Annotated in this window: 8 protein-coding genes; 3 read left to right on the top strand and 5 right to left on the bottom strand. The window is 69.3% G+C overall.

Annotated elements, in window-relative coordinates:
• Nucleotides 1–93: 93 nt before the first annotated feature.
• The 4 genes from NCO8_RS18015 to NCO8_RS18000 are packed head-to-tail and all read right to left on the bottom strand — an operon-like array spanning nt 94 to nt 10627.
• Entirely contained in the window at nt 94–5232 is a 5139-nt protein-coding gene (locus NCO8_RS18015) for a non-ribosomal peptide synthetase (RefSeq protein WP_067641077.1), read from the bottom strand.
• Nucleotides 5233–5245: 13 nt separating this feature from the next.
• Nucleotides 5246–8572 (bottom strand): nocobactin polyketide synthase NbtC, encoded by a 3327-nt coding sequence (gene nbtC / locus NCO8_RS18010; protein ID WP_067641075.1) that lies wholly within the window; start codon nt 8570–8572, stop codon nt 5246–5248.
• The gene (locus NCO8_RS18005; protein WP_067641073.1) at nt 8565–9878 is read right to left on the bottom strand and encodes a beta-ketoacyl [acyl carrier protein] synthase domain-containing protein; all 1314 of its coding nucleotides are present in this window, start codon (nt 9876–9878) and stop codon (nt 8565–8567) included. The genes nbtC and NCO8_RS18005 overlap by 8 nt, the downstream gene beginning before the upstream one ends.
• Nucleotides 9875–10627, bottom strand: coding sequence for a thioesterase II family protein (locus tag NCO8_RS18000; protein WP_067641071.1), 753 nt, complete (start codon nt 10625–10627; stop codon nt 9875–9877). Before NCO8_RS18000 ends, NCO8_RS18005 begins: the two co-directional genes overlap by 4 nt.
• 254 nt (nt 10628–10881) lie before the next feature.
• On the opposite strand from NCO8_RS18000, the gene NCO8_RS17995 reads away from it, so the two are divergent.
• The gene (locus NCO8_RS17995; RefSeq protein WP_067641598.1) at nt 10882–11556 is read left to right on the top strand and encodes a GNAT family N-acetyltransferase; all 675 of its coding nucleotides are present in this window, start codon (nt 10882–10884) and stop codon (nt 11554–11556) included.
• Nucleotides 11557–11676: 120 nt separating this feature from the next.
• On the opposite strand, the gene NCO8_RS17990 is transcribed toward NCO8_RS17995, so the two are convergent.
• Complete coding sequence (locus NCO8_RS17990) at nt 11677–12951, bottom strand: SidA/IucD/PvdA family monooxygenase (RefSeq protein WP_067641596.1); 1275 nt, start codon at nt 12949–12951, stop codon at nt 11677–11679.
• 105 nt (nt 12952–13056) lie between these two features.
• Here NCO8_RS17990 and NCO8_RS17985 point away from each other — a divergent pair, with 105 nt between their 5' ends.
• Together NCO8_RS17985 and NCO8_RS17980 are read left to right on the top strand one after the other, a co-directional pair.
• Entirely contained in the window at nt 13057–13764 is a 708-nt protein-coding gene (locus NCO8_RS17985; protein ID WP_067641069.1) for a siderophore-interacting protein, read from the top strand.
• 63 nt (nt 13765–13827) lie between these two features.
• Nucleotides 13828–14247, top strand: coding sequence for a TIGR03667 family PPOX class F420-dependent oxidoreductase (locus tag NCO8_RS17980; protein ID WP_067641067.1), 420 nt, complete (start codon nt 13828–13830; stop codon nt 14245–14247).
• Nucleotides 14248–14251: the final 4 nt, after the last annotated feature.

The following is a 14251-nucleotide window of genomic DNA, read 5'->3' as shown; positions in this document are numbered from 1 at the left end:
GTCGGGTCGTCGGATAGCCGAGACCCGGTCGACATGCGGCGCCGCACCGTGCCGGGCTGGTACCCGACAGGTGCGGCGCGGATGTCGGGTTGTTCATCCCTGTGCGGACCAGGCCGCGGTGAGGGCGGACAGGGCGTCGGAGTCGAGGCCGGACGCGCTCATCGGCGCGTGCGTGACCTGTTCGGGCTCTTCAGTTTCCGCCTCGCGCGGAGCGGCGTCGACCGCTGCGGCAAGCTCGGTGATGGTCGCGCACTCGAACACCATCTGCGGGGTCAGCGGCAGCCCCTGGGCGGCGGCGCGGGCCGACCACTGGATGGAGATGACGCTGTCGCCGCCGAGGGCGAAGAAGTTGTCGTCGCCGGTGACGTCGTCGATCTCGAGGAGCTCCTCGATCAGGGCGATCAGGGTGCGCTCGGTGTCCGAATCGGCGGCTCCCCCGGCGGCGGCCGTCGTGGCGACGGGCGCCGGGACGGCGAGCAGCCGGTCCAGGTCGGCCTGCGGCAGCACCCGCAGGTCGGCGATCGGCTGGTCCGGGTTGTCGGCGAAGGCGCGCAGGGTGGCGGCCAGGGCGTCGGCGATGAGCGCGGCGGTGGCCGGTTCGTACAGGTCGGCGTTGACGACGACGCGCACGTCCATGCCGCCCTCGGCGGTCACGTTCAGGCTCAGGTTCAGATCGAGGAACGAGACGTCGAAGTCGGCGGGCAGCACGGTGACGGTACTGGCACCGGAGGTCGCGAACGGCAAGGTGGTCGGCGCCCAGTCGGCCCCACGGAAGTGGATCATGCTCTGGAACAACGGGTTCCGCGACCGCGAACGGCGCGGATTGAGTGCCTCGACGAGGCGCTCGATCGGCAGTTCCTGGTGTGCGTTGGCATCGAGCACCACGTCGCGGGCCCGGATCACGGTGTCGCGCAGGGTGGTCGCGCCCGACAGATCGTTGCGGAGCACGACCATGTTCGCGAACAGCCCGATCAGGTTCGTGGTGGCCGGATCGGTGCGTGCCGCGACGGGCGTGCCGAGGGTGATGTCGGTGCCGCCGCCGAGCGTGTGCAGCAGGGTCGCGACCGCCGCCTCGCACACCATGAATTCGGTTGCGCCACTGCCCTTCGCGAGGGACTCGAGACCGGAGCGGACGCTCGCGGGCAACGAGAAGGTGACCACCTCGCCGCGCTTGCCGAGCACCGGCGGGCGCGGACGGTCGTGGGCCACCGAGATCTCGCCGGGCACCCCGGCCAGCGCGGTGCGCCAGAAGTCGATCTGGGTCTGCGCGAATTCGCTCGGCGCCGCCTGGTCGAACAGCTCGCGCTGCCACAGGGCGTAGTCGGCGAACTGGATCGGCAGCGGCTCCCAGGCAGGGGCGCTGCCCTGTTCGCTGCGGGCGCGGTAGGCGGTGGTCAGGTCGTCGAGCAGCACACCGAAGGAGGCGTGGTCGGCGACGATGTGGTGCACCAACAGCGACAGCACGTGGGTGTTCGCGTCGAGTTCGAGGAGTTCGGCACGCAGCAGCGGCTCACCGTCGAGGGTGAAGGCATAGCGGGCGATCTCGGCCAGCTCGGCCGACACCTGGTCGGCGGCGATCTCCCTGACCGGCAGCGCGACCTCGGTGGCCGGGTGGATCACCTGGTAGGGCACACCCTCGTGCTCGGGGAACGTGCTGCGCAGCGATTCGTGACGGGCGACGACATCACCGAGCGCTGCGCGCAGTGCGGCGACATCGAGCGGACCGTCGAAGCGCATGGCCAGCGGGAGGTTGCCGACCGAACCCGCACCTTCCATGCGGTACTGGAACCACATGGCCAGCTGCGAGTACGACAGCGGGATGCGCTCGCCGCGCGGTCGGCCACCGATCGCGGGGCGGGTGGTCGGTGCCGCAGCGACCGCATCGGTATTCGCCGCGGGCGCCGGTTCGGCTGCCTCGTCGACATCGGAATCGACCGCATCCAGGTCCATGTCGAACTCGGCGAGGAACCGGGCGACCAGATTCGCGGCGAGCGCGGCGGGGGTCGGGCTGTCGAAGATGACGCGCACGTCGAGTTCGATGCCGAATTCCGCGCGGACCTGCGCGACCAGGCGGGCGGCGAGCAGCGAATGTCCGCCGAGCTCGAAGAACGAGTCCTCCGCGCCCACCTCGTCGAGATTGAACAGGGCGCCGAACAGGGCGCACATCTTGCGTTCGGTGGCCGTGGCGGGCGCGCGGTGGGTCCGCGCGACGGCCGGGGTGGCGGCGGGCAGAGCTCGCTTGTCGAGCTTGCCGTTGACCGTGAGCGGGACCTCCGGGATCACCGCGAACGCGCTGGGCACCATGAAGTCCGGCAGGCCGGCCGCGGCGAAGGCCTGGATCTGCTCGAGGTCGATGAAACCCTCGGCGGGCACCACATAGGCGGCGAGCATGGCACCGATGGCCGGGTCCTCGGTCACGACGACCACGCACTGGGCGACCGACGGGTGCGCGGCGATGGCGGCTTCCACCTCACCGAGCTCGATGCGGAAACCTCGCACCTTCACCTGCTCGTCGGCGCGACCGACGAACTCGAGTTCACCGAAGCTGTTGCGGCGCACCAGGTCACCGGACCGGTACAGCCGGGCGCCGGGGGTGAACGGATCGGCGACGAAACGCTGCGCGCTCAGCGCGGGGCGGTCGAGGTAACCGCGGGCGAGCTGATCGCCGCCGAGGTAGAGCTCACCGACCACACCGTCGGGCACCAGCTGCAGCGCCTCGTCGAGGACGTAGGTGTAGACGTTGCGGTTGGGCACGCCGATCGGCACCACACCGGTCCCCTGCGGCCCGTGCACCGGCATGTAGGTCGAGCAGACCACGGCCTCGGTGGGCCCGTAGTGGTTGCGCAGTTCGGCTTCCAGGGTGTTGGCGAAGCGGTCGGCCACCTCGCCGGGCAGCGCCTCGCCACCCACGGGAACCTGACGCAGCGAACGCCATTCGCTCACCTCGGGCAGCAGCAGGAAGGTGCTCAGCATCGACGGGACCATGTGCAGCACGGTCACCTGACGACGGGTGATGAGGTCGGCGACATAGCGGATGTCGCGGAACGGCTTGGGTTTCGGCACCACGATCTGCGCACCGACCGACAGCGGGATGGCGATGTCGGCGAGCGAGGCGTCGAAACTCACCGACGACGACTGCATCATCCGGTCGGCGGGCGTCATGTCCCACTCGGCGGAGAAGCACACGATGTGCTCGGCGATCGCGTTGTGCGGCACCGGAACACCCTTGGGTTTGCCGGTGGAGCCGGAGGTGTAGATGACGTAGGCGAGGTTGGCCGGGCGCAGCGGGCGCAACCGGTCGGCATCGGTCGGCGCCGAGCCGGACAGTTCGGCTGCCGTCTCCTCGGCGGCGGCCAATTCGACCGCGCCGAGCAGTAATCGGGGGTTCGCGTCCTCGACGAGGTACTCGATGCGGTCTTCCGGGTAGGCCGGATCGATCGGCAGGTACGCGCCGCCTGCCTTCAGCACGGCGAGCACGGCGACGATGAACTCCACCGAGGTGCCAAGGCGCAGGCCGACGATGTCCTCGGTGCCGATGCCCTGCCCGATCAGCCAGTGCGCCAGGCGATTCGCGCGGGTGTGCAGCTCGGCGTAGGTGAGCTCGGCGGTGTCGGAGACCAGCGCGAGCGCGTCGGGCGATGCGGCGGCGGCCGATTCGAACAGGGCGACAAGGGTGGTGGCGGGCTGGTCGACGAGCAGACCGTGGGAGCGGTCGAGCAGTGCGGCCCGCTCGTCGGCGGCGAGCATCTCGAGGTCGCGCAGCCCGCGGGTCGGCTCGCGCAACGCGCTGTCGAGGAGCACACCGAAGTGCCCGAGCAACTGATCGACCAGAGCGTCGGACAGCACGTCGGTCTGGTATTCGGCCTCGACCACGGCGGTGCCGTCGGTGTCGAGCACCACGGCGAAGGCCAGCGGCACCTGCGCGCTCACCGCACCGAGTTCGAGCAGGGTGGAGGTGACGCCGTCGATGGCGAAACCGTCGGCGCTCTTGCGCACGCTGAAGCCGAGACGGACCAACTGGTCGAGACCGTCGCGACCGGCGACGCGGTCCGGGTTCGCTTCGCGCACCACGCGATCGATACCGACACCGCGACGTGCGAACGCACCGGTGCAGGTTTCGCGGACGGCGGCGACGAGGGTGGTGAAGTCGTCGCCGGTACCGATGCCCGCGCGCAGCAGCAGGGTGTTGCCGAAGTAGCCGATGAGCTGCTCGGTGCCCGCCGGGCGGTCGGTGACGGGGATGGAGACGAGGAAGTCGTCGGCGGCGGTGTAGCGGTGCACGAGGGCGTCGAAAGCGGCCAGCAGCACCATGAACGGGGTCGCGGCCTGTTCGCGCGCGAACTGTTCGGTGCGGGTGACGAGGTCGGACGGGAGCCGGTGGGTGCGGCGCTGCGCCTGCCTGCCCGCGGTGGCCGAGGCCGAGCCGGGCAGTTCTAGCGGTTCGGGCAGGGGCCGCAGGGCGTCACGCCAGTAGGCGACGTCGTCGGCCGCGGGTTCAGCGGTGGGGGCGATGGCGGCGAACTGCACGGTGTCCGCCTGCGCGTGCGCGCTGTCGGCTTGCGTGGGGACGCTGTTGGCCCGGCCGGGGATGCCGTCGGTTTGTGCGGGCGCGCTGTCGTCCTGCGCGGGCATGGTGCGGTAGGCGGCGTTGAGCTCGGTGAAGAAGACGGCCCAGGAGTCGTCGTCCCAGCAGATGTGGTGGATGGTGAACAGCACCACGTGCTGGTCGGCGCCGGTGCGGATCAAGGTGGCGCGCAACGGCAGCTCGGTGCCGAGGGCGAAGGGACGGCTGAACTCGCGCTGCGCCAGCACCTCCACCCGCAGGTCACGGCCGGATTCGGCGAGGTCGGTCAGGTCGTGGGTGGTCCACTCGGCACGGGCGTCGGTGCTGAAGACCTGGAACGGTTCGCCCTCGGCGTCCACACCGTAGGTGGTGCGCAGGATGTCGTGGCGGGCGACGACGGCGTCGAACGCGGTGCGCAGGCGGTCGGCGTCGAGCGGGCCGGTGAGGCGGTAGGCCACGCAGATGTTGAGGGCGGTGTCCTGCGGGTCGCGGGTCTGCAGGAACCACATGCGGCGCTGGCCCGGCGTGAGCGGGCGGCGCTCCCCCGCCGCGATACGCGGCACGGCGACGGGTGCGGTGGACGCGGCCATGCCGCGCTCGCGCAGCTTCTGCTGCAACAGCTGCTTGCGGCGTTCCGCGACGGACAGGGTGGCTTCGGTGTCTGACATGTTCTTTCGGCCCCTAGCCCTGGTTGGTGTTCTGTGCCATCAGCTGCACGACATCGTCGAGCGACGCGCCGCCGAGAATCGCCGCGACCGGCAAATCCCGGTCCAGCTCCGCCTTCACGCGCTTGCGGAAGTCCAAGGCCTGCAACGAGTCCAGGCCGAGGGCGACCAAGGGCATGGTCGCGTCGATGGATTCGGCACTGTCGCCGCCGATCACCTTCAGCAGTTCGGTACGCATGCGCAACTCGAGCGAGGAGTTGTCGGGCTGCGCCGCCGATTCGGCGGATACGGCCACGGACGACTGCGCGGACGTGGGCGGAATCTCCTGGGAGACAAGGGAAACCGGCGCGGGCTTCGGCGCGACTGCGGAAACCGGTACGGTCGCGCACTCGAGACCGGTGAGCACGCTGTCCTGGCCGAACGCGCCGAGTACCTCGCGTAGGAAGTCCCAGTCGGCGGCGATGATCATGCCGTCGCGCACCGGCGCGGTGAAACCCGCCTCGATGGCGTCGGCGGGGACCATCGGGAACACGCCGGCCTCTTCCACGCGGGCGAACCCGGCGTCATCGAGCGGGCCCGCCACGCTCCATAGCCCCCATTGCAGGCTGGCCGCGGCGATGCCACGGGCGCGCAGCCTGCGGGCGGCGACATCGAGCATGCGGTTGGTGACCGCGTACAGGATCTGGCCGCGTCCACCGATGGTCGCGGCCATCGAGGAGCACAGCAGCACACGGCAGTCGGTGGTCAGCGGCACGGTGTCGATCAGGGTGTCGAGGCCGTGCAGCTTGGCGCGGGCGGCGGTGTGGACGGCCTCGGCGGTGACCTGATCGAGTTCGGCGTCGACGTAGTTCACGGCAGCGTGGATCACCAGGTCGACCGGGCGATCGGCGATCTCGGCAGCGAAGGCCTTCGCCGATTCCGGATCGCTCACATCACAGGACCGCACGACGATCTCGGTGGTGCCGAGGCCACGCAGACGCGCCAGTTCCGTTGCCAGGACCGGGGTTTCACCGCTGCGGCTGAGCAGGGTGACGCGGCCGGTGCCCGTGCGCGCGAGGTGATCGGTGAAACGGAGGCCGAGCTGACCGGTGCCACCGACGATCACCACGTGGTCGAGACCCTCGGCAAGCGGACCGGTTTCGGCGGACTCGTCGACCACCAATCGCTTGACGAAGAGCTTGCCCGCACGCAGCGCCAGCTCCGCCTCACCGCTGGAATGCACCGCACCGACGATCCGGGCCGCCTGCGCGATCGGATCCTCGTTCGCGGCGAGGTCGAGATGGCGGAACAAGGTGCCAGGGTGCTCGATCCCGACGCTGCGGAACCCGGCCGCGACGCCTGCCTGGAACAGACCGGGGATCGGATCGCTCTCGTGCACGGTCTCGCCACCGACGGTCAGCAGCCAGCATTCGCCGCCCGGACGTAGCACGGAAAGCGCTGGGGCCCAGTTCCGTTCGGCGAAAAACGAGGTCAGTGCATCGACAGCCGTCGCAGTGTCGTCGGCCGCCGACGGTGGCAGCAGGACAACGACGGAATCGAACGGCTGCGGACGCACCGAGTCGGGCAGGCCGCGCGCGGCATGATCGTCGCCGGGTTCGGCGGAGCTCATCGCACCGGCGGCGGATCCTCGATCGTCCGCCTCAGCGCCCGCGCCGACAGCCGGGTTCAGTTCTGACGGGCCGAGCACACGAGCCTCGGCACCGTGACGGTCCGCAGCTTTCACCAGGGCAGCGGCCAGAGCCGCACACTCACCTGTGTGGTCCACGACGAGCAGGCTGCGCGGGGCGGTCAGGGTGCGGCGCTGGAGCGGGGTCCATTGTTCGACCAGCCGTTGGGGTTTCGGCGTGGTGACCACGAGTTCGGGCGGGGTTGCCGACTCGTCGGGGGCGGCCCAGAGCCGCTTCGGGGCCGTGACGGTGTGCGGGAAATCGCGCAGCGGCAGGGTGATGGTGTCGTCGACGCGCAACGCGTCCCAGTGGTACCCGGCGTCGAGCACCGCGACCTGAGCGAGGTTGCGGGTGAACTCCGAGAGGCCATCGGCGGTGCGCAGCGACGTTCCGAGGACACGGAAGTCGCGCTGCGGCAGGCCGGGGCGCGACGGCACGAGGCCGAGGTTCTCCTGCAGGGCGAGTTGCAGCACGGGGTGTTCGGCGACCTCGATCAGCAGGTCCACGCCATCGCTACCCGCCGCGATCACGGCCTTGTCGAAACGCACCCGGTTGCGCAGGTTCCAGTACCAGTAGTCCTGGTGATTCAGGTCGGAGCCGATCTTCGCGCCGAGAGTCGCTCCGTAGCAATCGATCTCGGATTCAGTGAAGTGCGTGCCGCTCATCTCGTCGCCGAGCATGTCGACGAAATCGGCGCGCAGCTCGGCCACGATGGAGGTGTGTGCGGGGTAGGCCACGCGGATCTCGCGAGCGAACTGGCCGCGTTCGGTCGCGGTGGCGATCAGATCGACAATGGTCTCGCGGTCACCGGAGATGGCAAGGATGTGTGGCGAGTTCACCACCGACAGCTCGGCCCAGCCCGAATGCCTGGCCAGTAACGCCTCGCAGGACTCGCGGTCCATACCGAGCACGGCCATCGAGTAGCCGCGCGGGGAGATGCGCTCGACCAGGCGGGCGCGGTGGGTGACGGCGAGGACCGCGTCGCGCAGGGTCATCACACCCGACACCGCACCGGCTGCGAGCTCACCCTGGCTGTGCCCGATCGTCGCCTGCGGCGCCACGCCCGCGGCCCGCCACAGTGCGGCCAGGCCGGTCATGTGGAACATCAGGGCGGGCTGTACTTCCCACACCGTGTCCTCGTACTGCCCCTCGTCGCCGAGCAGGTAGTGCATCGGCTGGGAGTGGCCGAACCGTTCGTGGTGGATGGCGGCGCACTCGTCGACGACGGTGCGGTAGGCCTGCGATTGCGCGTAGAACAGCGCACCCATGCCGGGTCGCTGGCTGCCCTGACCGGGGAAGACGAAACCGATGCGGCGAGAGCTCGCGGGGACGTCACCGAGAACAACGTCACGATGGTCGGCACCGGTCGCGATGGCGTCGAGCGCCGCCCGCAACTCAGCCGATGGGGGTTCGACACCGTTCCAGGCTCCGCCATCTGCCCGCGCGGGCGACTGATCGCCCCTTGGACCCCCGGTAGACGGCCGGGCCATGATCAGTGCCCGCCGACGACGCGGCATCCGGGTGCGGAACAGCATGTCGGCCAGCCGTTCCGGTGTCACCGCGGGGTGCGCGTCGACGTAGTCGCGCAGGGCAGCCGCCTCCGCACGCAGTCCGTCGGCACTGTCGGAGGACAGCAGAACAGGAACGCTGCCGTCGGGCAGACGGTACTCAGCCATGATTGGTTTCCTCCAGCACCGGCAGGCCGACAATGGCGTGCGCGTTGGTTCCCGCGACGCCGAACGACGACACCGCGGCGTAGCGCAGCCCGTCGGGGCGCGGCTTCCACTCGGTCGCCTCGGCCGCCAAACGCAAAGTGGTTGCGTCCCAGTCGATATCGGTGTTCGGCCGATCCGCCCACAGGCTCGGCGCGATGGTGCCGTGCTCGCCGCACAGCAGCACCTTGATGAGCCCGAGCATGCCCGAGGCCGCCTGCGCGTGACCGGCATTGGACTTCACCGAACCGAGCAGCGGGGCATCGGAACGATCGGGGTTGCCGTAAGTCGCGGCGAGCGCGGTCAATTCGAGCGGATCGCCGACGGCGGTTCCGGTGCCGTGGCCCTCGATCAGGCCGATATCGTCGACGCTCACCCCCGCGGCGGCCACGGTCGCCTCGATCAGTCGTCGCTGTGCGTCCGCGCTCGGCACGGCGATCGGCGCACCGGCGCCGTTGTGGTTCACCCGGGAACCGAGCAGCTGCCCGTAGATCCGATGGCCAAGCACCTTCGCGCGCGACTCTCGTTCCAGCACGATCACGCCCGCGCCCTCACCCCACAGGGTGCCGGTCGGGTCGGCGGCATAGGAACGGCAGTGGCCGTCGGTGGCCAGGGCGTTGTTCTTGGAGAACTCGTAGAACGCGCCGGGCGTACCCATCACGCACACGCCGCCTGCCAGCGCCCAGTCGCACTCCCCCGCCCGGATCGCCGACGCGGCCTGATGCACGGCGGTGAGCGACGACGCGCACGCGGTGTCCACGCTGATCGACGGGCCGACCAGACCGAGCCCGTGCGAGATCCGCCCGGCCACCGCACCGAGCGCGGTGCCGGTGCCCCGGTATCCGCTGTACTCGTTGACACCCGCCGCGCGCGGACCGTATTCGGTGATCGACACGCCCATGAAGACACCGGCCGGATCACCGTCGAGCGCACCGGGGTTGATGCCCGCGTGCTCGAGCGCGCGCCACGCCACCCGCATGGCCACCCGCTGCTGCGGGTCCATCGCGACCGCCTCACGCGGGGTGATGCCGAAGAACTGGGCGTCGAATTCCGTCGCGCCGTCCAGGAATCCACCGGCGTCGCGGACGGGTGCCCAGCCGTCGAGCCTGCCGAGAGCGAACAGTTCGGCCAGCGGCCAGTCACGGTCGCGCGGGAACGGGCCGATCAGTTCCCGGCCGCCGGCGAGCGCGGACCAGAAGTCCGGCAGGGTTTCGATGCCGCCGGGGGCCTCGACGCCCATACCGACGATGACGACGGGATCAACGCTCATCGGGTCAGCGCCTGTCCGGCCAGCACCTCGGCGATGCCGTCGATGTTCTCGTCGACGTAGAAATGCCCACCCGCGAAGAGGTTCACCTCCACCTCGCCCGTGGTGGCCTGGTCCCAGCCGTAGAGGTCGCGCGGGCCGACGAACGGGTCGTCGTCGCCGCCGAGCACGAGCACGGGTGCGGCGACGCGCACGCCCGCATCGCAGGAGTAGGCATCGAAGGCGCGGTAGTCGGCCTTGAGCACGGGCAGCGCCATGCGCATCACCTCGCGGCTGGCCATCACGTCGGCGCCGGTGCCGTTGAGGGCGGCCATGTGGTCGAGCAATTCCTCGTCCTCGGTCGGATGACCAGGTAGCTCGGCGATCCGCTGCGGCGCGGCGGCCGCGGAAACCACCAGCAAACGCACGGACAACCCGGCGGCCTCGGCGAGCCGGGCGAATTCGAAGGCCACGATGGAACCCATGCTGTGGCCGAACACGGTGATCGGGGCGCCGGTGTCGCGCGCGGAGCCACGGAAGGCCTCGAAGGCGCCGCGGGCCAGTTCGGGCAGCGTCTCGGCGGCCGGTTCGCGCAGGCGGTCCTGACGGCCGGGGTATTGCACGATCACGGTGTCGAAGTCCTGCGCCATACGCTTGGCGAACACCCGGTAGGCCGATGCGCCCGCGCCCGCGTGCGGGAAGACGATCAGTGGCGGTAGGGAGTCGGTCCGGGGGGCCTGGAATTGCCTGATCCAGCCGAGTTCTCTTGCCATGTCGCTCTCCCTCACCGACCGCGTCCAGCTGCGGCCGTTTCGCACTATCTCTCGCCGGGCCCGGACACGGGCCTACCCGGCGCAGTCGTCCGGGACCGGGGCGAATGTTGTTGCCGCCGAGCCCGAACCAGCTCCGGGCGCGCTCCGGCAACCACCGGGCGATCGGTCGGGCAACAGTAGCATCAACCCATTAGTATAGGCTAGCCTTACCAATTGAGGTGACCAAGGTAACGATGGAATGGAGCACCCAGCAGATGAACCCCGCCGGGACCCCCACCGCGCTACCCCGCGAGCAGACAGACCTGCCCGCCGACGTAGCCGCCGCCCCCGCGCCGAACCTGCCGGTGTTCGAGGCGCCCTTCGCTCTGCGGATGGCCGATCCCGACGGTACCGACCCCGACATGCTCGAAGAATGGATGGCCCGCCCGCACCTGCTCGAGTCCTGGGAACAGGATTGGGACGCGCAGCGCCGTCGCGAGAATTTCCGCACCCAGCTGGCCGGAACCTATTCACGCCCTTGCATTCTCAGCCTCGACTTCGCGGTGATCGGTCAGCGGGAGAAAGGCGTGGTCGATGTCGCCTACATCGAGTTCTACCGCGCCGCCAAGGATGAGATCGGCAAGCTCTACCACGCCGACGCCGGTGACATCGCCTTCCACATCGCCACCGCCGAGACCGCGGTGATCGGCAAGGGCATCATGTCGGCCTGGATCTCGATCCTGCCCGCCGCCGTGTTCGCGGCCAATCCCGACTGCCGGCGCATGATGGGCGATCCCGACCATCGCAACGAGCCGATCCGGCGCAGCCTCGAGAAGTCGGGCTGGCAGAGCATCGGTGAGTTCGACGTCCGCCCGGACCGCCGCATCTTCCTGTACACGGTGCCGCGCACCCCGGCGGATATGCCTGTTCCCGCCTCCCCGCGAATTTAGGCCAGGCCCAGGCGCGACGCGATTCGCGTTGGCGACCAGACGAGATCGAGGGTCACGGTCGCCCGTTCCCAGTGAGTTACCCATGTTCTCGCGAGATCAGTGGGTAACTCACCGCACGGGTCAGCGTGAGATTGCTTGCGCTGCGGAAACGTGGCTGCGCGCCGGAACCGTGCGCAGCACTCGGTCCGACAGCTCACCCAGGCAACTCAGATTGGGGAAGCCGGGGCCCTGCGCCATGGCGGCCATGTTCGGCAGATACAGCTTGCTGGCCAGTCCGTTGACGGCCAGGTCGTAGCCGATCGACGATTCGATGCGGTTCTGCGTGAGCGGGCCGCCCACCGCCAGTTCCAGCTGATCGGCGGTCTGCTGATCGAACATCTCCAGGAACCACAGCGGCTGGCCACCGGTCGCGTCGACGACGAGGTCGAAGTTGTGCACCTGATCGGCGCGCAGCTCGTTGGTCAGCGTGAGCGCGAGCGAATCACCGGCCGGCACCACCTTGGTGACCCGGCCCTGCAGGTGGTGGACCCGGCTGTCGCCGAGCAGGCTTTCCTGCACGCGCACCGAGAACACACCGCGATCGGTACGCCGGATCACGTCGCGACGTTCCTGGATGCTCAGCGCGTTCCACTTCACCGGATCGCTGAACAGCGAGTTCTCGAAATAGCTTTCGCCACGGGTGTAGATGGTCGCCATGGGCGAGATCACCGAGATGGTGAGCATTTCGTGGCGCACGAGTTCGTCGAGCGCCGAGCCCGCGGTCTCGCCGCCGCCGATCACCGCGGCCCGCGAGGCGGCGGGCAGACTGCGCTTGCCCGCCAGATCCCAGAACGTCGCGATGCTGAGCACGCGCGGGTGTTCGGCCAGCGCGCGGCTGCTGCGGCCGGGGCCGGTGATCATCAGGCCGTCGGCGCTCAGCTCGGTGGCCGCGCCGTCGGCGTCGACGACCCGCACCTGCCAGCGGTTGTCGTGGCGGATCTGCTCGACGCGACCGATCACCAGCTCGAGATCGATCGACTTGGCCACCCACTGCAGGTATTTCGCCCACACGTGGTGCTGCGGGCTCGGCCTGCCACGGTCGATCCACTCGGCGTAGGTGCCGTGCTCGATGAGGAACGAGGTCCAGCTGTAGGCCGACATGGCGCGATCGATCTCGCGGTTGCGGCCGCGGGCCCAGGTGGAGTGGTACGGGAACCCGATGTCCTTCTCGGGGCTGGTGCCGAGCCGGTGCTGCCCGTCGGTCCAGCCACCGGTGGGCAACCAGTTGCCACCCACCGCGTGCGCCTCGACGACGACCACGCGCGGCGCCGGCAGGCCGAGTGAGCGCAGGACATGCGATTTGGCCGCTACCGCAAGGGCTTTCGGCCCCGCGCCGACCACGAGCAGGGTTTGCACCGGTTCGTTCTCCACTCTCTCAAGCACGGCCCATGGTTGCATAGGCTTACCTTATTTATCCACCGGGGGCAGACAAGTAAGTGTCGTTAGGCTAACCTAACGTTCATGGGTAAGGGATTCAACGGCCTGATGGTCAAGGCTTGGGGTGGCTCGGACTACCGCCTCACGGTGACTGCCAACGAGCAGATCACGGACAAATTCGTGCGGATCAGTTTCACCGCGGGCGGGCTGCTGGCCGACAACCCGGTGCACCCCACGCAGTGGATCCGCCTGTGGATTCCCGACGAGCACAGTGACAAACTGCACCACCGCGGCTACACCCTGGTGAACCAGAACCCGGCCGAGGACACCGTCTGCATCGACTTCGCGCTGCACGACGGACCCGCCGCCAACTGGGCCCGCCGCGCCAAGCCCGGCGACCCCCTCGACGCCAGCGTCCTCGGCTCCGACTTCCAGCTGCCCGAGCAGACCCCGAGCGAGTACGTCGTCTTCGGCGACACCGCCTCGCTCCCCGCTATCAACTCGCTACTGGACGCCATCGGCGACACCCCTGCGCGAGTGTGGCTGGAATGGCAGTACGAATCCGACACGACGATCCCCGTGCACAACAAGCCGCACCATACAGTCACCTGGGTGCAGCGCATCGACGACGGCCGCCTGCTGCGCGAAGCCGCGAACGAAATGACCTGCCCCGCAGACGCTTTCGCCTGGGTCGCCTGCGACGGCCACACCACCCGCTCGATCGTGAAGACCCTCAAGACCCACCACGCTCTGCCCAAGACGGCCATCAAGTACCAGGCCTACTGGAAGTGAGGACCCGGCGTCTCGACGGGCGCCGGTCCTAGACTGGGGATCTCCTACTCCGAGGAGGTCCCCATGTCCGTTCTCGACGTCAGTACGCCGCTCGGCGAGACGGTCGCCGCACGACTGGCCGATGAGCACGTCGTCTGGCTCACCACCGTCGGCGCCGACGGCACCCCGCAGCCGAACCCAGTGTGGTTCCTGTGGCGCGAGGACACTTTCCTGATCTACACGATGCCGAAGGCGAAGCGGCTGCAACACCTGGCGCGCAATCCGCGGGCCTCGCTGAATTTCAACAGCAGCTCGAGCGGTGGCGAGGTGGCCGTGTTCACCGGCTCGGCCCGAGTCGGTGAACCGGTGAGCGACGACGCCCTCGCCGAGTTCGCCAGCAAGTACACCAAGGGCTTCGTCGATATCGAGATGACGCGTGACGAGTTCTTCGCCACCTACTCCGTCCCGATCCACATCACCCCGGATCACCTGCGCGGCTTCTGATCCC

It is taken from the genome of Nocardia coubleae NBRC 108252 (assembly GCF_001612805.1).
GTDB lineage: Bacteria > Actinomycetota > Actinomycetes > Mycobacteriales > Mycobacteriaceae > Nocardia > Nocardia coubleae.
The sequence above is the reverse complement of the archived record's forward strand: the minus strand, read 5'-3'. Positions and strand labels throughout refer to the sequence as shown.